This window comes from Microbulbifer sp. SE14 (assembly GCF_059834885.1).
Genome location: NZ_JCBAJA010000011.1, coordinates 34,875 through 59,626 on the forward strand (window position 1 = coordinate 34,875; position 24,752 = coordinate 59,626).

Here is a 24,752-nt window from a genome sequence, read left to right on the forward strand (position 1 = left end):
TTCGCGAGAGAGAATGGCGAAAGAAATAAAACCAATCCTGGAGAAAATGCATGAAAATCACAAAGCCAATCGTCCCCTTCCCGCGATCGGCGGACGGGCACGGAAACTTTCTTATGACGCATGGAATAAAAACCCTGCGGAAAATCATTCTGACAGCCGTTCTGTTATCGGTTTCAGCCGTCTGCTCCGCCGACAATCCGCTGGTATCCCAGGTCTACACGGCGGACCCGGCGGCGCGGGTATTCGACGGCCGGATTTACGTGATCGTCACTCACGACCAGGATACCCAGTCGGATTACAGCGAGCTGCACGACTACTATATGTTCTCGTCGGACGACATGATCAACTGGCAGGATCACGGTGTGGTCTTCAATGCGCGCACCGACACCAGTTGGGCCAACCTCGCCTATGCGCCCGATATCATCGAACGCAACGGGAGGTACTATCTGTACTTTCCCGACGGTGCCAGTTCAATCGGGGTGGCGGTGAGTGACAGTCCGACCGGGCCCTTTACCGATCCGCTGGGACGCCCTCTGGTCGACCGGGATACGCCCAATGCGAATGTGGACTGGGTGTTCGACCCCGGTGTGTTTATCGATGACGATGGCCAGGCCTATCTGTATTTCGGCGGCGGCGGACCGGGCAACGCCCGCGTGATCCTCCTGAACGACGATATGATCAGCACCAGTGGTGCGGCCATAACGCTGGATGTGCCCAATTTCTTTGAAGCGCTGTATATGCACAAGCGCAACGGCACCTACTATCTGTCCTATTCCACCAATACCGAGGCGGGGCTGGCGATAGACTACATGACCAGCAACAGCCCGACTTCCGGGTTTGTGCACCGCGGTACTGTGCTCCCTAATCCCTGGGAAAACAACAATAACAACAATCACCAGTCTATCGTGGAGTTCAACAACCAGTGGTACCTCTTCTACCACAACCGGGCGGTCGCCAATGCGCGGGGAGCCAGCACCTTCCAGCGCTCCATCAACGTGGACCGGCTCTTCTATAACGGCGACGGCAGCATACAGCAGGTCAATGCGGGATCGGCAGGTGTGCCGAAATTGAAGAACGTCGATCCCTTCACCCAAAACGAAGCGGAAACCATCGACAAAGAGCAGGGCATCGAGATCGAGGGCCCCACCAGCGGCACCCGGAACCTGGCGTTTATCGAAAACGGCGACTGGGTGAAGATCTCCAATGTCGATTTCGGCTCCGGCGCAACCGGCTTCGAGGCGGCCGTCGCTTCGGACACCAGCGGCGGCAACCTTGAGATAATTCTCGACGATGTAAACAATCCACCGGTCGGCAGCCTCAGCGTCGGCAATACCGGGGGATGGCAGAACTGGCAGACGGTTTCGACGCAGATCGACACCGTGACCGGTCTTCACGACCTCTTCCTGCGGTTCTCCGGCGGAAGCGACTATCTGTTTAATCTGGACTGGTACCGGTTTAGCGGTGCGGTCGAGGGCAGCACGCTGGAGGTGGAACTGGAAAACCTCTCCGGCCAGGGCAGTTTTTCACCGTTCAATGTGGAGTTCGATTCGGCCGCTTCCGGCGGACAGTATATTGCCTGGCCGAACAACGGCACTCAGATACTGAGTTCGCCTTCTGACGGCGAAACCGGCCAGGTCGAGATCCGCTTTACGCTCTCGCAAGCGGCGGACGTGCAGTTCCAGGTGCGGGCCAACCTGCCGAACGCCGATGACGATTCCTTCTATTACAAACTGGACTCGGGTTCCTGGGTTACGCAAAACAATACCGCCACAAGCGGCTGGGATACGCTGCTGCCGGCGACCTTCGACAACCTGGCGGCGGGTGAGCACACGCTGCGGATTCTGCGGCGCGAAGACGGCGCGGGGCTGGATCGGGTTACGCTGACGGCATCCGCCGGAGAGATCAGCGGCTCCGGCAGTGGTGGTGGGGGCGACAATACGATCCTGGTCCGCGCCCTCGGTACCACTGGCACCGAGTCGATCACCCTGCGGGTGGGCGGTACCGACGTACAGACCTGGACGCTGACTACCGCCATGACGGATTACGCGGCCACCACCGACCTGGCCGGTGATGTCACCGTGGCCTTCACCAACGACAACGGCGAGGCCGACGTACAGATTGATTACGTGGAGATCAACGGACAGGTCCGCCAGGCCGAGGACCAGGGCGAGAATACCGGCGTCTGGGCCAATGACCAGTGCGGGGGGGGCTCGAGCAGTGAGTGGCTGCACTGCAACGGCCATATCAATTTCGGTCCCATCGCCAGCACAATCACCGTCCGCGCCCTGGGTACCACCGGTACCGAATCCATCACCCTGCGGGTGGGCGGCTCCGACGTGCAAAGCTGGACGCTGACCACCGGCATGATGGATTACACGGCTACCACTAACCTGAACGGCGATCTCACCGTAGCCTATACCAACGATGCCAGCGACGCCGATGTACAGATTGATTACGTGGAGGTCAACGGCCAGGTCCGCCAGGCCGAGGGCCAGAGCGAGAACACCGGCGTCTGGGGCAACGACCAGTGTGGCGGCGGCTCGAACTCCGAGTGGCTGCACTGCAACGGTCATATCAACTTCGGCCCGGTCTTCGGCGCCGACCCAGGCCCTTCCCCCACCGGTTTCTTTGTCGGCAACATCACCACCGGCGGCCAGGTCCGGCCCGACTTTATGCAGTACTGGGACCAGATCACGCCCGAGAACGAAGGCAAGTGGAGCAGTGTGGAAGGCGTTCGGGACCAGTACAATTGGAGTGGCCTGGATGCGGCCTACAACTTCGCCCAACAGAATGGCATTCCGTTCAAACAGCATACGTTCGTATGGGGAAACCAGTCCCCGGGTTGGATCAATGATCTCAGCCCTTCGGAGCAGGCCGCGGAAATCGAAGAATGGATTCGCGACTACTGCGCACGCTATCCGGACACCCAGATGATCGACGTGGTCAACGAGGCCACCCCCGGCCACGCGCCGGCCGGCTATGCGCAAAGTGCTTTCGGCAATGACTGGATCATCCGCTCGTTCCAGCTCGCCAGACAGTATTGCCCGAACGCCGTTCTGATTCTGAACGATTACAACGTACTGAGCTGGAATACCCAGGAGTTTATCGATATGGCCAGACCGGCGGTCGAAGCCGGCGTGGTGGACGCCATCGGCTTGCAGGCGCACGGTCTGGAGGACTGGTCCCTGAATGATCTTCAGGGCAAACTCGACGCGGTGGCCGCCCTGGGCCTGCCTATATACATCTCCGAGTACGACGTCAATCATGCCGACGACCAGATACAGTTGCAGATCATGCAGGAGCAATTCCCGATGTTTTCCAACCATCCGTCCGTCGTCGGGATTACCCTGTGGGGCTATGTGGTCGGCGGAACCTGGGTGCCCAACAGCGGCCTTATCCGGAGTGACGGTACACACCGCCCGGCCATGACCTGGCTGATGAACTTCCTTGGACGATAGCTCTTCAGGTGATTGCCGAGCCTGAACTCCCGTGAAAAGCAGCACCCCTAACCCTCTCCCCAAAAGGGGGAGGGTACTGTTGGGTGACTGTTAGGGCGAGTAGTTACTGAGTAATTATGTAGCGGTTAATAAGTTCCAACCATCAGCCACCCAGCCAATCATAAGTGGTACATCTATGAGCCTGACAAAAATAGCTACCCTGGCCTCATTATTCGTATTTGTTACAATCCTGCTCGTCTTCGCTGCCCCCACCGTGGCGCAGGACGGGAGCATCTACCCGCTTGAAGCCCCCGCCGAGCCGAATGCCATTCCGCTGGGTACCGGTGGGGTCGAGAAGCAGACAGCGCCCGAGACGTGGTTCCGCCAGTGGGGGGACCCGATGGCCCGGAATATCTCCACCGCGACCCTTACTCCCTTCCTGCCCGCACCGGACAAAGCCAATGGTGCGGCCGTGATAGTGGCGCCCGGTGGTGGTTTCCGATGGCTGTCGATGGACAATGAGGGCTGGGAAGTCGCGGAGGCACTGGCCGAACGGGGGATCGCTGCCTTCGTACTCAAATATCGTCTCCAGCCGACTCCGGAATCGCTCGACGGCTTCAGAGAATCGATGAAGCAACTCTTCGCCGCGGCAGGGGCGTCTTCCGACGCTTCGCAAGATAAAAAACCGCCGAACCCGCCGCGCTGGGATCTGTCCAATCAGCTCGAGGATGCCGAGGCTGCCTATGCCCTGATCGGCGAGCGCGCCGGGGAATGGGGCGTCGATACTGAGCGGCTGGGCATGATCGGCTTTTCGGCGGGTGCCGCTCTCACGATGCACTCCACGCTCAACTCCAAGACCATGGACCTGGCCTTTATCGGCCCTATCTATGGCGGCATGGGCCCGGTTGAGGTGCCAGCGGACGCCCCGCCCATGTTCAATGTTATCGCCACAGATGACTTTCTCTTCCGCGGCCAGTTCGGCGTGGTCGAGTCCTGGTTCGAAGCGGGCCGACCGGTCGAGTTTCACCTCTATCAGAATGGCGGCCACGGTTTCGGCCTTGGGAATCCGGACCGCACCAGCAATCGCTGGTTTGATGCCTTCATGCACTGGCTGGAAGTGAACGGCTTTCTCGCTGCCAGTTCAGGAGAGAAAAACTGAGCCCTTCGGACTATCACTGCAGGATATCCCGGCCGTTGCGCTGCGGGAAATCGCGCTGGGCGCCATGGATTCTGGAGTCCGTGGCGCCGGCCTGCCGACGGTCAGTGAAATACGGCGACGAAGCCGCCACGCGGTTTCAGCGTCACCCGCGCCTTGCCGGCCCGCAGCTCGGCCTGGGTGAACTCGCGCTGTCCTACTCCATCGGTGATCATGGTGCCCTTGCGCTTGCCGATGAAGGACAGGTCCAGGTAGATCGTGCGCTCGCTTTCCTCGGCATTGACGCCAGCCACATACCACTGCTCACCGGCCTTGCGCGCGATGACGACGTGCGAATCCGGATAGCCGGCCAGGAAGCGGCTGTCGTCCCAGCTACGCGGCAGGTCGCGCAGGAAATCCTTGACGTAGTCGGGCACGGTGGCCATGCCCTCCGGCACTTCGGCGAAATGCTGGATGCCCGACAGGAACAGGACCGATTGCGCCAGTTCAAAACCATTGCGGGTAATGCGTTGGATGTTGGGGATGTCTCCGAACACCATTGGTGTGAAGTCCATTGGGTCGAACAGGCCTCGGATCATGGTGGCATTGACCACGTGCCCGGGAACGGCATTGTGCTCAGTCTGCGCGAAGGTCGTGAACTCAAGGCCACGAATCGCCTCGACCGTCATCAGATTCGGGTAGGTTCGCTGCAGTCCGCGCGGCAGGGTTGCTCCGTGGAAGTTCACCAGTAGGCCGGCGTCGGCCGCGTCCTTCAGGATGTCGACGTAATACTGGATCATGGAGATCCCGTCGCCGCCAAAGAAATCAATTTTTACGCCCTTGACGCCCATCTCGCGCAGGCGTGCGAATTCCTGCACCCGTGAGGCGTGGGTCAGGAGCTTGGTGCGCGGCGTCTGCATGGCCTCATTCCAGTCACCGGCCGAGTTGTACCAGACGAGAAGGCCGACACCCTTGCTGCCGGCATAGCGGGCCAGCTCCGCCACCTTCTCGTAGCCGATCTGCTTGTCCCATTCGGCATCCACCAACGTGTAATCCCATTTCATGTCCGCCGCGTAGTCGATGAACTTCTTTTGTACATCGAATACGGTGGCCCCATCCTTGAGCAACGCCCAACTCCACGACGCGTGGCCAGGCTGTACCTGTTTGGTATCGAAGGGAATCGCCGGCGCCGCCAGGTCGGTGCCCAGGGTGGAGTCCATCACGGTGTCCAAGGAGCCCAACGCAATCACGCGCCAGGGCGTGGTCAGGGTGCCGGTGGTTTCCGCCAGCAGTTTGCCATGGGTGAACACCTCCAGCGGCGTCGGCCCGTCAATGTGGTACACACCATTCGGGGAGTCCACAGCCAGGCGTGAGGCGTGGAAACTGCCATCCATATTGGCTTCGGTCAGTGCCACCCAGGTATCACCGCTTCTGAACAAGGCCGGGAAGACCCAGCCCGCTTTCATGGGTGCCGGCTGGCCAACCGGAATATCCACTTGGTAACGCTCCTCGTAAGACGGGTTGGTTTTGCCAAAGCCGGTCCTGGCGACTGTCATCGCCTGGAGGAAGGCGCGCGTGGTTGGCTTGAAAGCAAATCCGGTCTCCTCACCAAGAAAACGCTTGGTGGGGAGCTTCTCGTCGGCCACCACGTAGCGGAAGGCCACACCATCGTCCGATACGCGGAAGACCACGTCCATCTTGTGACCTGCGGCATCCGCAACCGAGTAGACCTGCTCGTTCGCCTTGTACTGGATAACACGGCGCTTGCCGACGGCCATCGTGTAGCGGTCGGTGATTGTCTTGATCGGCGAGGTGTGCACCAGTTCAAGTTCACGCGAAAAATCCGCGCCTTCCAGCTTCAGCCCCAACGGAGAAGACAACAACACCGGCTGGCCGTTGTGCCTGACACTGTAAGTCAGGACCTTGTCCGGATCGACGAGCACCGACACGTCCAGTTGTTTGTTTGGACTCTGCAAGGCGAGCGCGGCGCTACTGCCCAAAGCCAGGCCCAGCAGGAGACTCAGTCTATACATTTTCATCATGTTCTCTACTCAAAACATCAACATGTACTGCGTGGCCACCACCGGCTTCAACGCAGGAGATACCGCCATCTGCCTGTCCCGATGGCGATAATGGCATTCATTCATTGGCCGGCGCCCACGCCACCGTGCGCCGGTCAATCTGGCGCTCAAAGGTCGGAGTTGGCCGGCCTGGGAGTAGCGTCGGCACCTTCCCAGCGCAGGTGCACGACCTTGTAATCCTTTTCCTTGATAGCCTCGAGCAGGGCCGGCAGCGCGTCGGCCGTCGGTCCATTCGCATCATGCATGAGCAGGATACCGCCCCCCGAGCGGTCCAGCTCTTCCTTCAGGCGTCCCACCAGGGCCGGGACCTGCATGTCATTGGGCCAGTAGTCTTTAATGCCAAAATCCGTCGAGGCCACGGTGATCCGCTTTTCCTTGAGCACCGTCAGGATTGCCGACGTCTCCGCCAGGAAGGGGAAGCGGTAGCTGGCCGGCTCACTGCCGAACACATCAGCAAAGACTTCCAGGCCTTTGTCGAGGTCGGCCAGCTGTTCGGCCACTGGCATCGACGCCAGGGGCGGATGGGCAAAGCTGTGCAGCCCCGCGCTATGGCCTGCCTGAACCACCCGCCGCCCCAGTTCGGGATGCTTGGCCAGGTTGGCGCCGGTCATGTAGAAGGTTGCCTTGATACATTCGTCCGCCAGTGTCTTCAGCACCCGGTCCAGCGTATCCGGTAGCGGACCATCGTCGAAGGTGAGCACAACCTCGCCCTGCTGCAGGGGAAGCCGGCCGTACTGCGCACTGCCATAACCCACATACTCGCGCTTCAGCGTCAGGGTACGCGAGGTGCCCAGGGCATCAGGCGCACACGCCGATTCCACACTACTGGACTGCGCCAGCACCACTGGCGGAGTGGCAGCGGAAATAAACCCGCATATCATTACGGACAACGACCAATTTTTCATAAACCACCATGCAAGCGTAAACACACCGGTCCGATTACGGATGTCGATCCAGGATCACCCAGTACCGCCAGCGCGCCATCTGTAACACCAACCCATCCTTGGCGGTCGGATGGTGCTGCTGGTGCAGTCTGCGAAACAGGCGACAATTTAGATGAAAGAATTAAGAGATCTATGAATAATGAAAAATTTTTTCCATTTGATGTCATTCCTTTCAGTGTGCTGTAGTACAAGTATTGAACTTGATCACTAATAGTTGATTTTCGACCGAGCCATCCATGGCCCGGATTAGCAGATGTTTTTCTACAGCCTACTAGTAGTTGTAAATCACTCCTCGCCCAACTCCGGAGATATACACCCTGCCGTAAATATTGTTGTCTGCGGCAAGTTGGCCAATGCCGCCGTACTGATGCGCATCGTCGTTAATCCGCTCCCAGCTACTTCCCATATCATCAGACCGGTACAGGCCCCACACATTGTCGATAACACCGACCAAGTAGACCGCTGCCGAATAGTCTGATCCATTGGCGGGCTTACCCAGCGCAATGCTGGACGCGCCATAAATTTCCGGGTAGCTCCAGGTTTCATTGTCGCCCCAAATAGACTGGGTAACCGTCAGCTTTTCCCAGGTCGCGCCGGAGTCCAGGGAGTGGAATATGCTATGGCCATCAATCAGCCAAACGTCACCTTCCGCATTGGGATTGACGGCGAGCGAAGTTGCTGCGTAAGGGCCTGCACGAAGAGACAAAGTTGGATCTGTACTCTCGGTGAAGGTTTTGCCTCCGTCTGTTGAGTAATAGAACTTGCCGGGCGTGCCCCACCAGTGCCCGCCGTGGTCGTAGGCGTACACTTTGTTCGGGTTCTGGCGATCCGCCGCCACATGGTAACTGCGGTCTACACCGAATGAACCCAGCTCGGGCAGGTTGGATTCATGCCAGCTGTCGCCGTTATCGGTGGAGTAATATGGTTTGCTGAAGGCTACTGACCACACGAGGTTGTCAGGAGACGCTACCGCGATATTGTTTGCATTGGGTAAACCTTTCCCAGGATCAACGCCCTCGGGCAGCGAGCCGAACGCTGACCAGGTCAAGCCGCCATCTCGCGAATAGCGGCCAGCCGGATTATCACTGCCAAAGGCCCAATGCCTGGTGCCAATGGTCGCGATGTAGGACGGATCGGACCAGGCCATGTCGCCACTGACTCCATTGGCCATTTTTAGGTCGCCGTCCGGAGTTAAGGTGGGCTCTGTATCCAGTGCCGTATGCACATGCGTACCTATGTCGCCCGAGGCATTCAACAGCGTGTAGGGTGCGCCCGCCGGCGGCGTGGTCAGGTTGAGCGTGGCGGTTTCTTCAAGACCTTCCACCATCTTGTTCCAGTGCGGATCAGCGGCAGTGGCATTGTAGGTCTCCCATACGCCACCGCCAGTTACGTGCAGTACGTGATCCGGATTAAAGGGGTTTATCTCCACGTCATCGATCCAGCCCGACACAGGTTCGTCGGGCGTATGGGGTTTGTCGTTGGAAATCTCTCTCCAGGTCATCCCCCCATCTTGCGAAAACTCCACGACGGGTTTGCCTTCAAACTCACCCCAGGAGTTACTGATGCCCAGGACGATCCGGGTATTACTGCCCGTGCCGTAAACCGAAAGACCGCTATAGCCAAAGTTTACTCCCTCACCCGGGTCCACTTTGCGCAGTAACGTCCAGTCGGCACCGTCAAACCGGTAAAGCCGTCCGGGTCCGGAAGCGCCAGGCCCCATGGAACCAGTGAATGCGAAATAGAACCGACCATCATCCGCGCGCACCATGTGCGGGATAAAGTAATCAATGGGATCACCCTCGGCATTGGTTTCCCCGTCAACAGGGGTTGCGATGCCTTCCCAGGTAGCACCGCCGTCCGTCGTTCTGTAGACCTTTTTGTCCAGGCCTGCTGCGCTGGCGTAATCAGGAGCCACGCCGACATAGATCGTCTGGGTTGCCGATCCGCTGCCCAGTGTATCGGTATCGAACACGACAAATTCCACACCCGCGGGGGTGACACCCGTATCGTTTGACATGACGGTTGAAGCGAGGCTGGTGACTTGCGTCCAGGTCGTGCCGCTATCGGTGGATTTCCACAACCCGGCGGTGCGCGAACCATAGAACAGGGTCGACGGCAGGTTGGGGTCTACCATCATGCGCTCGCCAATGGCACGTCCTTGGTCGTTGGCGCCCACCGGGAAGGGAAGCTCCGTATGTGTCCAGCTGTTACCGCGGTCAGAGGAAATGTAGAGACGCCCGTTGCCATTGGCAATGTACAGCCCCGTACTCATATAAACGCGGTGATCATTGTTGGGGTCAAGCGCAATGCTTTCCGCACCGATATAGTTGGCTTCCGTCACGCCGAAGCCGTCCGTCATGGCATGCCACGACGAGGTATCTTTATCCCAGCGATAGGCCCCGCCGATATCGGTGCGCGCGTAATAGACATCCGGGGTAACCGGGTGGAAAACCAGTCCCGGAACATAACCGTGCCCGCCTATTTTGACGTTGGTCCAGTTATTACCGGCAGTCTGCGGGGCCGGATCTGGGTCCGGGTCCGGATCTGGGGCCGGGGTCGGATCGGGTATAGGATCAGGTTGCGGAATCTCATTCACCGGCTCGGGGTCTGAACCGCCGGAACCTCCTCCGCCGCATCCCATCAATGACAGTGCCATAACCGACACCAGTAAAACCAATGTTTTGATCATCTTCTTATGCTCTCCAGTGTGTTGCAGGAAAATTCGTTACTCATAAAGGCTCACCAAAAACAATGCCGCGACCGGAGGTACTCATATAGACACGGCCATAAACGTTCATATCACCGGTTACGAAAGTACCATTGGCGGGACCACCATATTCATGCGCATCGTCATTTACTCGAACCCAGCTTGCACCTTTATCAATAGATCGATAGAGGCCTCGCACTCCATCAATATCCCCCCAGATATAAACTACGGGATAACTGCTGCCTGGAGCCGCCTTACCCATACCCACTGCACCGACAAAGCTGGGCCCGGCGATCTGTATCCAAGAGCTACCGCCATCGGTGGATCTTCGTAAACCACCGCCATTGAGTGCCAGCCAAATATCCCCTTCCTGCCCCGGCGCCAAGGCGAGGCGAGTCGCGCCATTGGCCGGTACTTCACTGAGAAAGAAGAATGTCATGCCCTTGTCTGTACTTTTCCAAAAGCCTCCCGCCGGATCGTATGCGTAGAAAACGTTTACATTAGCCGGGTCAGCCGTAGGACGTGCGTTGGTGATATTCAAGCCACCGACCTCCGACCAGTTGCTCCCATCATTCCCACTGCGGTATGTGATTGCAGAGTCGGCAGGCGAGTGCAAAATCACGGCTCCATCGGCACTAATCCCCACACGACCTTTGGATCCATTCATGCTGACTGTCTGCGTCCAGCTTTTCCCCATATCTTTGGAGTAATACATTGAATTGCCGACACGAACGATTACATTTGTATTTGTGCCGCAACCGCAAGCCCCGTGGTGGTTCCCATAGAAGGGCTATGGGTTGGTGCGTACTTCTTTACGTCGTAGTGAACAAAGCCGTCATAATCGCCAATCACTGAAACAACAGGACCATCTGGAATGCTGGTCAATTCAAGTGGCACGGCCTCTTCAAGTCCGCGGACCTCAAATTTCCAAGTGCTGGGCGCTTCATTGATATGGGAATTCCGGAAAATTCCATTACCTGAAATAACCCATATTTCGTCGGTATTAAATGGATTAAACTCAATGGAACCAGCCCAGTGGATTGAGCGACCATTAATCCAGCCATTTCCGTCATCATCCAGCTGATAGCCATTCTCAGCGATCAAGTCAGTCCAGCTTGCACCGCCATTCGTGGTGATCAGGAATCGCTCACCGTACTCACCCTGTGCCTGCTCCAGCCAGGTGTTTAATGTAGAGACAATAATGCGCTGCGGGTTATTTGGATCAATGGACACACCACCAAAAGCACCGGTAAATCCCGCAGGTGTAATATCAGTCCACTGCTTATTACTGGTGTCATACTTGTATACTGCACCATTTTCGACTGGCTCGGATAGACTCCAATGACCGTGCGGGCCCGAGCCGTCCGCGTAGGTGATATACAGAAAACCATCGTCCGACAGCCTCGCACGCAGTGGCATCAAATCGGTCGGGCTACCGGTAATCTGCGTAAAGCTTGCACCGGCGTCATGTGAGACATAGAGGTTGTTGTCGTATTGCGAAACTCCGGCATACAAGGTATTTGTGCTAGCTCCCCGGGTGTCAAGCTCTACGAAGCTAACACCATTTTCATTATCCGTTGTATCAACCGGGAAAGCGGTAAGTTTGCTCCAGCTCTCACCGGAATCGGTACTTTTCCACATACCATTCCAGCGAGTACCGGTATATAAAACGTTGTTGCTGTTCGGATCGACCTGCAACTTTTCACCGGTATTGCGACTCATTCCATTCCCGTGTGCACGGAACTGAGACGTAACCTCTTTAACCGTAAACGTTTTGCCATAGTCCGTTGACTTGAGAATAGCGGTGCGGCCACTGCTGAAGTAACTGGTGCCGGCAAGAATATAAAGATTGTTGGGTGAGGATTCATCGATTGCCAGTGATTCGACACCCAGATAGCCCAGGTCCGCTTCAGACACCCAGTCCATAAGAGGTATCCAGCGGCCCGTTAAGGCATTCCAGCGATATGCACCTCCGACATCTGTCCGCGCGTACAACAGATCGGATTCGGTCTTACTTGGAATCAGGCCGGATACAAAACCACCGCCACCGATAGCGACGCTACCCCAAGTATAAGGCCCCTCTGCCGCGGTACCGGGATCAGGATCCGGAGTTGGCTCGGGCTCCGGAGTTGGCTCGGGCATAGGCTCAGGTTGCGTAGGGGATTCGCTCACTGGATCGGGGTCTGGACCACCGGAGCTCCCTCCGCCGCATCCCATCAATGACAGTGTCATAATCGACAACAGTAAAAACAACGTTTTGATCATCATCTTACTACCGGGTCGGAAGCAAAGAATACCCCTCTCCCGGGACACGCTGTGAATACGTCCCTGTACGCTCGTAATCGGCATCCCTGCCTCATACGGTCCCGGGAGAGGGGTATTCTTCCCTTCCGCCTTATTAGTATCTTCTCCAAGTAAACTGAAGAATCTCTAAATAAGTCCATTTCGCCAACCCGGCGTAGGTTGGGCCCAGAGAAGTTGGGGGTCCTGGATTCCGGCCTGCGCCGGAATGAGGTTCATCAGAGGCCCCTTAAATAAACTCTACCTTAAAACTCACGGCATGCTTGCTAGGCAGGTTTCTCGGCACCTCTATAATCAGCGCATCATCCTTTTGCTTCCATTTGAGAGGTTTGCGATAACCAAGTAACTGCACAGATTTAACTTTTTTATCAGCAACCGGTGAGCTTAGGCCCAAGGCGTCGACACGGACCTGATTTTTAGGCAAGCCCAAAGTAATAACATAAAGATCTTCCCCTTTACTGGTGAACCTCAAATCCTCAGCAGTGTAGGAAGTACCTTCGTTGAATGATCCCCCTGCTGTCTCGGAAGGACCCTCGCCGTAGACTGTCCACGGGCGGGTTCCGTAAATGGCTTCGCCATTCACTTTCATCCAATCCGCCATTTCTCGCAAAAATTGAAGCGGTTCCGGCGGTAAACTGCCGTCAGGATACTGAACGACGTTCAGCAACAGGTTGCCATTCTTGCTCACTATATCGGCGAGCATATGGACTATTTGCGAAGTGGGTTTATACTCAAATCCATCGCTGTAGTACCAGTCTCCGATAGACGTATCCGTTTGCCAGGGCAGGGGGTTAATGTCAGACATGACGCCACGCTCCACATCCTGGACCCCGGCCTCACGAATGAATTCTCCAGTACCATGGTCTTTATGATTGTAAACGGCTTCAAGGTCGCCATTATGGGTGGAAATGTTCTGGTTGTAGAAGTTGGCTACCAGGGTGCGCCCGACTTCGCCGAATGGAATCCCCCCATCGGTGTAAAGCAAATCGGGTTGATAACGTTCAACCAGGTCTGAGACTCTGTCGAACCATTCCTGATGCCAGTCTGGGTTCTTGGCGTACCAGGTTTCCTTTTTCCATTTAAACGGTTCATCGCCATTGTGATACAGATCTCTATATTCGGGATCGGCTCCGTCGTAGGCGCTGTAGGCGTCCGGCGTCCAGAGTCGGTCAAAACCATGACTCGGTGTAAACCAGGTATAGCTGGCGCCGAGGTGTTCCGATACGCCAAAGCGTAATCCCTGCTTTTCCGCCGCTTTTTTGAAGTCACCCACGATGTCCCTTTTGGGGCCCATATCCACAGCATTCCATCGATGATGTTTGGAATCCCATAAATCAAAGTTATCGTGATGCACGCCCATGCTGACGAAATACTTGGCCCCGGCCTTGGCGTATAAATCCATCAATGCATCCGGATCAAATTTATCGGCCTTCCACAATGGGATAATATCCTTGTACCCGAATTTTGATGGATGCCCGTAGTTTTTCACATGATGCTTGTAATGCGCAGACTCCTGGATATACATATTGCGGGCATACCAGTCTCCGGCACGTGGTACAGCCTGGGGTCCCCAGTGTGCCCATATGCCAAATTTTGCATCACGAAACCATTCGGGTGTCTGGTACTTTTTCAGGGATTCGGCGGAGGAATCAAAAGGTCCTTTAATTAAGGGAATATTGTAGTTTTTCTTGTCTAACTGCCGCGACTTATCCACAGTCGAGGAATCTGTTACCGTATTATTTGCGTGAGCCGAAATTGGGGTCTGAGCTATGGATAGCGCAAGTAAACTTGCAGTCCATAATGCACTTTTTCGTGTATTCATAATGTACTTCCTCTCAGAAAATTTATTCGAATAACAGATTTTGGCCAAAGAAAGGCAGAACATGATCCTGGAATCGATCGGCAACCGCATTGCCGTGGTCACCTTTGTAGATATCAAATGAAACCTCTATATCCAGCTCTTCCATGCGCTGGAAAAGCGCTGAGGCATCCTTGTGCAAATAGTCCTGATCCCCCACATCCATGGCGATTGCCCGATACTGCTGAAGATTAAAGCTGTACTGATCGACCATAACCAGGGGAGCATTGGCTGCCCAACGGGACAAAACCGCCTGAGTATCCGCACCGTTAGCTGGCGGCAGGTCAAGGTAAAAAGGCGGGCGCTCTGGGTTCGGCGACCAGGCAGCCGCCACCGCAAGGGTGGCGCGTGGCAGAAAACTCAGATGATTGACGTCGTCAGGGCTTTTCAGACTTGTGAGTTGTGACAGGACCTCCGCAGGTGGCGCATCACGCGCGGACAGGCAGCATGGGCTCATTATGTAGAGCGCCCCGAAAACATCGGGACGCTTCATGCCGATGCGTATGGTTCCGTACCCACCCATGGAGTGGCCGGCGAGGCCGCGGCTTTCCCTGCCGGGCAGCGTTCGATAGTGCTTATCGACGTAGTGCACCAGATCATCGGCGATAAAGCCCTCCCAGTCGCCGATGGTTACTGAGCTGGAGTACATAGACCCATTGTGCAGGGTTTGCGTATCGGGCACTACCACAATCATGCCCGGGGTGGCGAGGGCAAAGACCCCCTCCAGGGTTTGCGGGGCTTTGAGCAGGCCGGCAAAGCTTTTACTGGTCATGCTGTAGCCGTGCAGTGCATAGATCACCGGGTAGCGACGCTGCGGATCTTTGTCGTAGTCGGGCGGGAGGTAGATGATGACATCGCGATCGGTAGCTTCGCCTTCCAGATTTCCCTCCAGGGAAGGGCCAGGCACCTTTACGTACTCAATGACTACGGGCTCTGCGCCTTCGACAGCAGGCGGGGCGACGGACCACGAAGAGCGTGCGCCGGAAATCATCAGTAGGCTGAGAATGGAAAGTGACCACTTTAATTGGAATATCATGGCTATCGTTCCCTTGTGGAATTTTTGTACGCCAGTTTTCCCTGACTACTGTTTACACAGGTTGCTTATGGGGTTGGACGAGGACGCCGTCAGAATCCCCAGCTTGTAAGGCAGCTCTATGTACTCGTATGTCTTTCCTTCTTGCATATCCAGGCCCTGGTATAGGTATTGCAATGGCCTACAGGGATCAATGGTCAGGGTCTGGTCTGAGGATGCGCGGATCATTTCTCCGTGGGATACGCCTTCGGACCAGGCGCGACCCTCGAAATGTACGTTGCCGGCATCTGCAAATACGTTCTTGGGGGCGGGCGTCAGGGGCTGCCAATCGCCGGCGAGGTTTTCACTCGTCCATGCGCGGAAATAGCGTCCCTTCGGACCTATGGCCTCGATCAAGGTGAGATATTTATCTGCGCCGGCAATCTTGTAGGTGTTGCTGGCTTCGAACAGGTCATCCCGCGTATCACCCTTCATTACCAGCGTGGTGTTATGGAAGCCGTTCGGAAACTGTTCCAGCGGAGTCTCCGCGCGAAAGAAATCTCCGTTGTCGTTGGTAAAGAAGAGATAACAGTTTTCATCATCACAGATATTCCAGAAGTCCAACCACATGTTGTATCCATCTTCATGCTTTACAATCTCGGGTGGCGTCTCGAAGAAGGGCGTCGGCGCGCTCCAGGACAGTGGATCGCTGATATCGTTACTGGTTGAATAAAGCGGGTCGCCGCCCTGGTAGACCAGGTACCACAGTTTCTGGGGGGCAAAATAGAATACCTGTGGTGCGGCCCGGTACCCCGGACCCATCGGCGATTTGTCCAGTCTTGTAATCTGCGCCTTTGCTGCATCCTCCCAGTCGTGGAAGGAGGTATAGGCCACAGCCCAGCCCTGGCTTCCGGCGGTGGTCATAAATACGTGGTATCTTCCATCGTAGTGCACTATCGATGGATCTTTGACCCCGTAGTACTTTTGCGAGTCATCAGCTGGCGACAGGATCAATGGGTTACTGGACTCCCATTGAAATGTCGTCGCGTGATCAGGATTTGGTTGTTCAGTCGTTGCACATGCAGTCAGGCAGGTCGCACCAAGTGCCACGATTGCCGTGGAGATTCCCTTAAGATACTTTTTCTGTTCCGGTTTCATTCGTTTTACTACCATTCTCATACCAACTGTTATCCACTGTCGTCAGTGATCCATTAGCGATGATCAGACGACGTTACGTGAAGTACTTGTCGCTGCTCCGGCTGCCCTTCCACTGTCACGCGCACGGTGACCTGGCCAGGCTCTGTGCCCGCCCTGACGACAGCGACGACCCGGCCGTGAAAAGTCTTCTCGCGTCCGGATTGGAAGCTGCTGGCATCCATGGGGTTGCCATTTCCTACGCCGATAAGCTCAGCCGGCCCCTCCACTTGGATATCGACAATGCGATCATCATTTCGCGCGTAGATCGGCGTACCATTCTGGTCTGTGAGTTCGACGGATACATAGGCCAGGTCCAGGCCGTTTGCCCGCAGCATATGGCGATCTGTATATACTTTTGCCGCAGTCGGTGACCCTGCTGTCCGTAATTCCCAGATTCCGACCTCTCGTTCCTGGTTATAACCTACCGCCTTCAGCAATCCCGGTTGGTAGGGAACTGTATAGGCGGCCTTGTACTCCGATGCTTCCCCCACGGCTTTGCGCCCAAGGCTCCTGCCATTGAGGAAAAGTTCAACTTCGGGATACTCGGAATATACGAAGACGGTCAGGGTTTTTTTCTCCTGTCCCGGCCATGTCCAGCTCGGGTGGACGTCTTCCAGTGACCAATCCAGGTGGGAAGGCTCGATTCTGAAGTAGTGGCGATCAGGCAAGTCAGCTGTGCCTTCCGGCTGCTGGACAAAGGCCGAAATCGGGTTGAGTCCGGATTTCCAGAGTACTTCGCGATAATAGGCCGCGGGACGTTTCCGCCCCGCTGCGTCGATTTCGCCGCAGTACGCCAGATGCCAGGGATAGGGCCCGAGTTTCTGCCAGTCCTGGCTATAACCCATCCAGCCGATCCCGGCTTCGCCGAGGTAGTCGACTGACGTCCATACGAAGTCGCCAATCACCCAGGGCATGTCCTCGACGGTTTGCCAGACCTTGAAGGCATTCCTGGGCAGGGACTCGGAGGAATACATAACGCGGTCCGGATAATCGGCATGGTCGCTCTCAAACAGATGCGACCGGTAGTTGTATCCAGCCACATCCGTGACGGCGTACTGGTCCGCACTTTCGGGTGGGTCAATACTGACAGCCTGCGTAACCGGTCTGGTGGGGTCGAGTTCACGCACACGCTCGGCCAGTGCTTCTGCCGTCTCGATCCCCAGAGGCGTGCCCTGTTCAGGGATCTCGTTTCCTATGCTCCAGAACAGCACGCTGGGGTGGTTCCGACCGCTGATTACCATGCTGTCGATGTCTGCCTTCCAGTCAGTGGCGAAGACGCGCGAGTAGTCTTTTGCGCGTTTGTGCTTGTTCCAACTGTCGAAAGCCTCGTTGATGACGAGCATCCCCAGCTCATCCGCCGCGTTGAGTGTCGCCTGACTGGCGGGATTGTGCGCATTGCGAATAGCGTTGTATCCGGCCTGCTTCATCAAAAGCACTTTCCGTGCATCGGCATCCGGGAACCCGGCGGCGCCAATCATGTAGTTGTCATGGTGGATATTCCCACCCTTCAACTCAATATGCTTGCCGTTGAGGCGCAAGCCATTCTTCGCGTCCATCGTTATGCTGCGAATACCGAATCTTGTTCGACGCTCATCCACAACACGCCCATTAACCTGAACCTGCTGGACAAGGGTGTACAGATTCGGCTTCTCCAGCGACCAAAGGGATGGATCTTCGATGGATAAAGACAGCTCCCAAGGAGAGGGCTTGCCGGACAGGTGCCGCTTTTCTGCGCGCGTCGAGGCTACGAGCGCACCGGAACCATCGAGTATTCGCGACGAAAGGAGCGCGTCCCGGGCACCAGTCCTACAGTGATTGACCTGGGCACTCACCTTGACCTTGCCGACCTTATCTGTCGCAACTGGGGTGGTGACAAAGACGGAATCCGGATCGATATGAACGCAGTTCAGTATCTCCAGTGTAACTGGCCGGATAATTCCGGAACCGGCATACCAGCGGGATGACGGATCTTCATGACGCGCTCTCACGGCAATAACATTGCGTCCAGCCCGCACCTTGTTCGCCAAGTCAACCGTGAAGGCGGTGTAGCCATAGTGATGGGATGCCAGGTGCCGACCGTTGACCCAGATATCGGCATCCATATACACGGCGCCGAAATTAAGCCTTATGCTCTTCGCAGCCTCCTCCCCGGTCAGCGTGAACTGCCGGCGGTACCAGCCCGTTCCACCCGGCAGGTAGCCGGAATCCTGGCCGCTCTCCGCCTCGGGATCGAAGGGGGATTCCGTTCCCGCCCGATCCATGATCGACCAGTCGTGGGGAACGACAACCGTTTTCCACTTGCGATCGTCAAAATCCGTCCTCTCGGCACCTGCGGCATCTCCATTGAAGAACCGCCAGCCATGGGACAGTACCCGCTCTTCCGCGACCACATTTCGAGGTGCAAGGATCGAAAGAAGTCCAGTGACAATCACAACGCAGACAGCGGAGTAGGGACGGCAAGACCTCAATTCGGTAGACATCATGATCCTTCCCTCATTGCAGGAGTTCCGCGAGCTTCGGCTCCATCGCCTCGGCCCAGATCTCGTATCCCCTTACGTTCGGGTGCAGGAGATCGGGCATGATTTCCTTGCTCAACTTGCCGTCCCGGGTCAGGAATTCGTTATAGATTTCCTGATAGAAGATGGTCTCGTTGTCGGCGTAGCCGGAGATGATCCCGTTGATTTTGCGGTTGATCTTGCGCATCGGGGTGCCGGGTTCCGCATCCCGGGGGAAGACGCCCAGCAGCAGGATTTTGGTCTCCGGCAGCCGGCTGCGCAGTTCGTCCAGAACGGCGCGGATGCCGGCGGCGGTGAGTTCCGGTTGCTCCCGGCGGTGGCCGGTGTTGTTGGTGCCGATCATCAGCACTGCGGCCTTGGGGTTTATGCCGTCCACTTCGCCGTGATGCAAACGCCAGAGCAGGTTTTCAGTCCTGTCGCCACTGAAGCCGAGGTTGACCGCGTTGCGCCCGCCGTAGAATTTCTCCCATACGGCCTTGCCTTCGTTTTCCCAGCCCTGGGTGATGGAGTCGCCGATCATCAACAGGTCCACATTGCCCTGCCCGATGCGCGCCAGCTTTTCCTCGTGGCGGGGCAGCCACCAGTCCCGCGACCAGTAGTGATCGAGTATCGCCGGGGTGACGGAGAGCTTGCGGTAGTCGGGGCAGGCCTGATTCGCCTCGCCTTTGCGGTCCAGGCGGACATTGGCCACGGCCGCCTGGCCGGCGCCGGCGACGCGCAGTTCGAAAGGCACGGATACCACAGAGAAATCGTCGCCTTGGGCCAGGCAGCTGAGCCCGACGCTGATATGCCGCCATCCCTGACCGGCCGTGGCCCGGCCCTCACTGGAGAGATCGAGCTTCCGCTCGCACTCGTTGCCACATCTCAGTACCAGTTCCAGGTCGCCCTTGTCGAGATCGTCCACCTTGAGGTCGAAGGACAGCACGCCTTCCGGAACATAGCCGGACAGATCCAGCGGATCGCCGTGGCGCAAGCTGAGATCGGCACTCCACGTATCCCGCCAGGTGAGGGTGAGGGCATCCTCCTGCACGTCCTTATCGCTGGTCACCACGGTGACGTGGCCGCTGGGCAGCTTGGCAAAGGCGCCGCTGAGCATCTGGGTCTGTTCGTACTCTTTGATCTGCACTCCCCAGGGCTGCAGCGGGCGACCGACGTACAGGGCGATGCTGTCGCTTTCGCCGCTGGTAAGGCCGGGAACCTTTTCCGCGAGCTTCTCAGGCCCCTGTTCCGCAGATTCGTAATCGAGGCCGTAGCCGTAGGCGAACAGCGGATCGTAGTCCGGGTGGTGGGGGTTCAGCCGCGCCTGCAACGGCAGTTTCGGCCAGGAAAACGGCAGCTTTCCCTTGAAGTCGAATTTGGGCTCGCCGTTTTCCTTGGCGAGAATCACATCGGCGACGCCGGCCCCTTCGGTACCCGGCAGCCAGGCGGCGACGAAGGCGTCGGAGGCGTTCAGTTCCGGATTGACCCACAGCGGACGGCCGGAGAGGAATACCGAGACCACCGGAATGCCCTCGGATTTAAGGGATTTCAGCAACTCCAGGCTCCGCTTTTTGCCCGCCTCGAACTCCAGCGTATTGAGGTCGCCCTGGCCCTCGGCATAGGGCCGCTCGCCGAACACGACTATCGCCACGTCGGGCTTCTGTTCGAAGCTGCCGTCGGCGGACAGCAGGGCGCTGCCGCCGGCCTTTTCCGCCGCCGATTTGATGCCGGCATAAATCGAGGTGGCCCCGGGGAATTTTTCGTTGGGAATGCCAGCACCCTGCCAGCTGACGCTCCAGCCGCCGGACTGCATGGCGATGCTGTCGGCGCCGTCGCCGGCCACCAGGATTTTCTGTTTCGGATTCAGAGGAAGGGTATTGTTGCTGTTTTTCAACAGCACCAGGCTCTCGCGCACTGCGCGCCGGGCGAGCGCCCGATGCTCCGGCGAGCCGACGATATCCTCGCGTCCGGCCAGCGCCCGCTCGGAGGGCTTTTTGTCAAACAGGCCGGCGCGCAGCTTGACCCGCAGGATGCGACGCACCGCGTCGTCCAGCCGCTCCTGGGAAATTTCCCCACCGTGCACCTGGGCCAGGGTGTTTTCGATCATTTTTTTCCAGTCGTAGGTGACCATCAGCAGGTCGATGCCGGCGTTGATCGCCTGCGGGCAGCTGTCGTTGGTGCAGCCGGGCACCTGGCCGTGGCCATTCCAGTCGCCCACCACCAGGCCGTCGAAGCCCATACGCTCTTTCAGCACGTCGGTGAGCAGGTAGCGGTTGCCGTGGTTCTTCTCGCCGTTCCAGGAGGAGAAGCTGGCCATTACCGTCTGTACGCCGGCCTGGATGGCGGCGGGGTAGCCGGCGTTGTGGATTTGCACCAGTTCTTTTTCGCCGATACGCGCATCGCCCTGGTCGTCGCCGCCGTAGGTGCCGCCGTCGGCGAGGAAGTGCTTGGCGGTGGCGATGACCCGGTCCTCATTGAGGAAACTCTTTGCGCCGGCTGTACCCTGCAGTCCCTGCACCAGGGCCGCCGCATACTGGCGCACCACCTCGGGATTTTCCGAATAGCTCTCGTAGGTGCGTCCCCATAAATCGTTCTGGGCCACCGCCAGGGTGGGGGCAAAGACCCACTCCACGCCGGTGGTGCGCACTTCGCGGGCGGTGGCCTCGCCGATGGCGCGCACCAGGTGCGGATTGCGTGCGGCGCCGAGGCCGATATTGTGGGGAAACAGGGTGGCGCCCACCAGGTTGCCGTTGCCGTGCACCGCGTCGGTGCCCCAGAAAACCGGGATGGCGGTGCCGCCGTCTGAGGTGTCCATGGACGCGTCCCAGAAGGCATCCGCCAGCGCCACCCAGTCGTCCGGCCCGGCGCCGTCCACGCGGTTGGGCATGGAGCCGCCGCCATTCAGGACCGAGCCGATGTGATATTTTTTTACCTCTTCCGGGGTGATCGACTGGATTTCCGCCTGCATTATCTGCCCGACTTTCTCCTCCAGGTTCATTTTTGCGAGCAGTTTTTCCACCTGGATTTCGATCTTCTCGTCGCCAGCCGGGCTTGCGACCTGTGGCCAAAGCCCCGGGCTTTTATCCGCCTGCGCCAGTCCCCAGCTCGCCGGGAGCAGCAGCGCTGCGCAGAGAAGACGGGCGGATATGGTTGATTTCTTCATGGGAACTTCCTTACAAAAACTTCTGCTCAATCGACCATCATTACAAAGCCGCCGTTGGCTGCCATGGAAATCTGCAGCATCTCGCTGGATTTCAATTGCACCTGGCCCGCGGCGAAGGGGCGCTCGCTGTCGTCGTACAGGTGCAGGGCACTGTTGCCGAGGCCATCCAGTTGACTGACATTTAATTGCAGTGTCTTTTCCTTTGCCTCGCCATTGATTCCGGCGATAAACCAGCGCTTGCCGCTGCGCCGGGCCAGCACCGCGTGTTCACCGGGAAAGCCGGCGAGCAGTCGGGTTTCGTCCCAGGCGGAGGGCAGCTGTTGCAGGTATTCGCGGTATTCCGCCGGCAGGGCGCGAATGGATTCCACACTGTCGGCGATATGCTGGATGCCGGATTCGAATACCACCGCCAGTGCCGCTTCGTGGGCATTGGTGGTGTGGCGCCCGGCAGGTGGCTGGGAAAAGATCGACGGCGTGTAGTCCATGGAGCCGATCACGTTGCGTGCGAAGGGCAGAATGGTGTTGTAGCGGGGCGCATTTTCGTCGTAATCGGTATCGGCGGAGAAGGTGTAAAACTCGGCACCGGGTACCGCCTCCATGCTCATCAGGTTGGGCCAGGTGCGCTGCCAGCCGCGGGGGATGGTGCTGCCGTGGAAGTTGACCAGCAACTGGAAATCCGCGGCGTCCTCGAGGATTTCCTGGTACAGGCGGATCATGTCCTGCTTATCGCTCTGGAAGAAATCCACCTTGATGCCGGCAACGCCAAGCTTGTGCAGCTTGGAAAATTCGGCGCGGCGTATGCTGCGTTCGTCCATGCGGTTGCGCGGCTGTTCGCCAATAAAATTGTGGCGGCCGCCGGAGTTGTACCAGAAGATCAGCCGGACCTTCTTCTGCTTGCCATAGGCCACCAATTGCTCCATGGCATCGTCGGCGATGGTGTTCCAATTGGTGTCGATGAGCGAGTAGTCCCAGCCCATCTCCGCAGCCAGGTCGATAAATTTCTTCAGGGTCTGCATATTCCGGCTGCTGTCGTGGTCCGTCAGCCAGCTCCAAGAGGAGACGCCTGGCTCTATCCAGTCGGTGTCCTCGACACGGCTCGGTTGCGACAGGTGGAAGACCAGGTTGCTCTCGACAATATCGGCGAGGTCTTCACCGGCGATCACAAAGCGCCAGGGCATTTGCCAGGGCAGGGTGGAGGCGGCGATGTTGCTGCCGAATCCCAGCGCGGAATCCTGTGACGGTGACGCTATGCGGTAGATGCCGTCTTCGGCCTTCGGCCGCAGGTGGGAGCCGTGGAAGTGCTCGTCCAGACCCGCTTCGTGGATCAGCAGCCAGGAGTCGCCCTTCTGTACCAGCGAGGGGAAGCCCCAGCCCACGCCCTGGTCCGCGAGCACCGCGGTGCCGCTTTTCACCTGCTGCCAGCGGGTTTCATAGGAGGGGTGGTAGATGGTGGTGAAGTCGTAGGGTTGTCCCCAAAAGCTCGGACCCTCTCCCACGTTGAACGCGGTTTTCTCTTCTACGAGCCGGTAGAATTGATCGCTTTTTTCGGGAAATACGTAGCGGAACGCGAGCCCGTCGTCGTAGGCGCGCAGTTCCAGGGTCATGGCCAGCTTGGTTTCACTGTCGGTGAATTCCAGTGCCAGTTCACGGTATTCGGCGTGGTTTTCCCGGCGCTTGCCGGCTACCAGCGTGTAGTTGTCCTCGCCACTGCGCTTTCCCTGCCGGTGAAACTTCACCGTGCGAGAGAAATCACTGACGATGGGATCGAGTGGTATGTCCCGGAAATTGTAGCTGTGAATTACCGGGCCCAGGGACGACCAGCCGAGCAGTTCGGTAGTGCCCTCTCCGCTGTGCAGCAGCATGCGGTATTCGAGCGCTTCGGCTTTGTTCTGCCGGACCTGTATCTCCCGGCTGCTGTCTGGGGATTGCAGGGACCAGTCGGCGGAAAGTGCCGGTGTGCTTAGCGCCAGGAACAAAGTTGTCGAGAAAGATCTTTTCATCATTTTTCCACTAGTTGTTAGTCCAAATACTGTCGGGCTCAGGCGGGTATTTTCTGTACCAGTTTTTCTCCCTTGTATTCCACCGATTGCGCCGCGTCGACGCCGATGCTTTTCGCCGCTGTAGAAGTTGTACCAGTCGCTGCCCGCGACCAGGCAGACCTTGCGGCTGCGCGCAATGTAGAAGCTGCTTCATAACTACTGCGCGGGCGCCTGACGGCGTTCGGCGGTGCTGGTGCGCCAGCCCGGTCGGCATCCTCATGTACTACTTGTACACTCCGGTGCCTCCGCTCCGGCGACCACCGCCAGCCACCCGCTCGCTACGTTATGAAACAGCTTCTAGGTCTTGCACTCTGTTCACCGGGACAGTCTTGCAAAAATGAAAAAAAGGGGCTCCAGTGAGCCCCGCAAACACCTGGTGGGGC

The 24,752-nt window shown here is 57.7% G+C and carries 13 protein-coding genes and 1 other RNA gene; 3 read left to right on the forward strand and 11 right to left on the reverse strand.

The features are described from left to right. The first annotated feature begins 113 nt into the window (after nt 1–113). A complete protein-coding gene (locus AC6R19_RS09765; protein WP_500579616.1) occupies nt 114–3,458 on the forward strand; it encodes an endo-1,4-beta-xylanase in 3,345 nt (1,114 codons plus the stop codon). A 175-nt stretch (nt 3,459–3,633) separates the two neighbouring features. Next, nucleotides 3,634–4,596, forward strand: coding sequence for an alpha/beta hydrolase (locus AC6R19_RS09770; protein ID WP_500579617.1), 963 nt, complete (start codon nt 3,634–3,636; stop codon nt 4,594–4,596). A 101-nt stretch (nt 4,597–4,697) separates the two neighbouring features. On the opposite strand, the gene AC6R19_RS09775 is transcribed toward AC6R19_RS09770, so the two are convergent. The 11 genes from AC6R19_RS09775 to AC6R19_RS09825 form a co-directional block, all read right to left on the reverse strand. After that, nucleotides 4,698–6,611 (reverse strand): glycoside hydrolase family 97 protein, encoded by a 1,914-nt coding sequence (locus AC6R19_RS09775; RefSeq protein WP_500579618.1) that lies wholly within the window; start codon nt 6,609–6,611, stop codon nt 4,698–4,700. 149 nt (nt 6,612–6,760) lie between these two features. Then, on the reverse strand, nt 6,761–7,534 hold the full coding sequence (locus AC6R19_RS09780) for a polysaccharide deacetylase family protein (RefSeq protein ID WP_500579695.1): 774 nt from the start codon (nt 7,532–7,534) through the stop codon (nt 6,761–6,763). A 334-nt stretch (nt 7,535–7,868) separates the two neighbouring features. Next, entirely contained in the window at nt 7,869–10,286 is a 2,418-nt protein-coding gene (locus tag AC6R19_RS09785; RefSeq protein WP_500579619.1) for a dockerin, read from the reverse strand. A 40-nt stretch (nt 10,287–10,326) separates the two neighbouring features. After that, nucleotides 10,327–10,845 (reverse strand): WD40/YVTN/BNR-like repeat-containing protein, encoded by a 519-nt coding sequence (locus tag AC6R19_RS09790; RefSeq protein ID WP_500579620.1) that lies wholly within the window; start codon nt 10,843–10,845, stop codon nt 10,327–10,329. Between the two features lie 194 nt (nt 10,846–11,039). Further along, nucleotides 11,040–12,572, reverse strand: coding sequence for a hypothetical protein (locus AC6R19_RS09795; RefSeq protein WP_500579621.1), 1,533 nt, complete (start codon nt 12,570–12,572; stop codon nt 11,040–11,042). Nucleotides 12,573–12,834: 262 nt separating this feature from the next. Beyond that, nucleotides 12,835–14,427: an alpha-L-fucosidase gene (locus tag AC6R19_RS09800; RefSeq protein WP_500579622.1), complete on the reverse strand. Its 1,593-nt coding sequence runs from the start codon at nt 14,425–14,427 to the stop codon at nt 12,835–12,837. Between the two features lie 22 nt (nt 14,428–14,449). Beyond that, on the reverse strand, nt 14,450–15,499 hold the full coding sequence (locus AC6R19_RS09805; protein ID WP_500579623.1) for an alpha/beta hydrolase: 1,050 nt from the start codon (nt 15,497–15,499) through the stop codon (nt 14,450–14,452). Nucleotides 15,500–15,544: 45 nt separating this feature from the next. Beyond that, entirely contained in the window at nt 15,545–16,633 is a 1,089-nt protein-coding gene (locus AC6R19_RS09810) for a glycoside hydrolase family 62 protein (RefSeq protein ID WP_500579624.1), read from the reverse strand. Nucleotides 16,634–16,686: 53 nt separating this feature from the next. Then, complete coding sequence (locus tag AC6R19_RS09815) at nt 16,687–19,155, reverse strand: glycoside hydrolase family 2 TIM barrel-domain containing protein (protein ID WP_500579625.1); 2,469 nt, start codon at nt 19,153–19,155, stop codon at nt 16,687–16,689. Between the two features lie 10 nt (nt 19,156–19,165). Further along, entirely contained in the window at nt 19,166–22,330 is a 3,165-nt protein-coding gene (locus tag AC6R19_RS09820; protein ID WP_500579627.1) for a glycoside hydrolase family 3 N-terminal domain-containing protein, read from the reverse strand. 26 nt (nt 22,331–22,356) lie between these two features. Continuing rightward, nucleotides 22,357–24,330, reverse strand: coding sequence for a glycoside hydrolase family 97 protein (locus AC6R19_RS09825; protein ID WP_500579629.1), 1,974 nt, complete (start codon nt 24,328–24,330; stop codon nt 22,357–22,359). Between the two features lie 257 nt (nt 24,331–24,587). Here AC6R19_RS09825 and AC6R19_RS09830 point away from each other — a divergent pair. After that, nucleotides 24,588–24,665, forward strand: a non-coding RNA gene (locus tag AC6R19_RS09830) — sX9 sRNA. Nucleotides 24,666–24,752: the final 87 nt, after the last annotated feature.

Coding starts and splice junctions, on each gene's coding strand:
- AC6R19_RS09765 (WP_500579616.1), top strand. CDS start 114: ATGACGCATGGAATAAAAACCCTGCGGAAAATCATTCTGACAGCCGTT.
- AC6R19_RS09770 (WP_500579617.1), top strand. CDS start 3,634: ATGAGCCTGACAAAAATAGCTACCCTGGCCTCATTATTCGTATTTGTT.
- AC6R19_RS09775 (WP_500579618.1), bottom strand. CDS start 6,611: ATGAAAATGTATAGACTGAGTCTCCTGCTGGGCCTGGCTTTGGGCAGT.
- AC6R19_RS09780 (WP_500579695.1), bottom strand. CDS start 7,534: ATGATATGCGGGTTTATTTCCGCTGCCACTCCGCCAGTGGTGCTGGCG.
- AC6R19_RS09785 (WP_500579619.1), bottom strand. CDS start 10,286: ATGATCAAAACATTGGTTTTACTGGTGTCGGTTATGGCACTGTCATTG.
- AC6R19_RS09795 (WP_500579621.1), bottom strand. CDS start 12,572: ATGATGATCAAAACGTTGTTTTTACTGTTGTCGATTATGACACTGTCA.
- AC6R19_RS09800 (WP_500579622.1), bottom strand. CDS start 14,427: ATGAATACACGAAAAAGTGCATTATGGACTGCAAGTTTACTTGCGCTA.
- AC6R19_RS09805 (WP_500579623.1), bottom strand. CDS start 15,499: ATGATATTCCAATTAAAGTGGTCACTTTCCATTCTCAGCCTACTGATG.
- AC6R19_RS09810 (WP_500579624.1), bottom strand. CDS start 16,633: ATGAAACCGGAACAGAAAAAGTATCTTAAGGGAATCTCCACGGCAATC.
- AC6R19_RS09815 (WP_500579625.1), bottom strand. CDS start 19,155: ATGATGTCTACCGAATTGAGGTCTTGCCGTCCCTACTCCGCTGTCTGC.
- AC6R19_RS09820 (WP_500579627.1), bottom strand. CDS start 22,330: ATGAAGAAATCAACCATATCCGCCCGTCTTCTCTGCGCAGCGCTGCTG.
- AC6R19_RS09825 (WP_500579629.1), bottom strand. CDS start 24,330: ATGAAAAGATCTTTCTCGACAACTTTGTTCCTGGCGCTAAGCACACCG.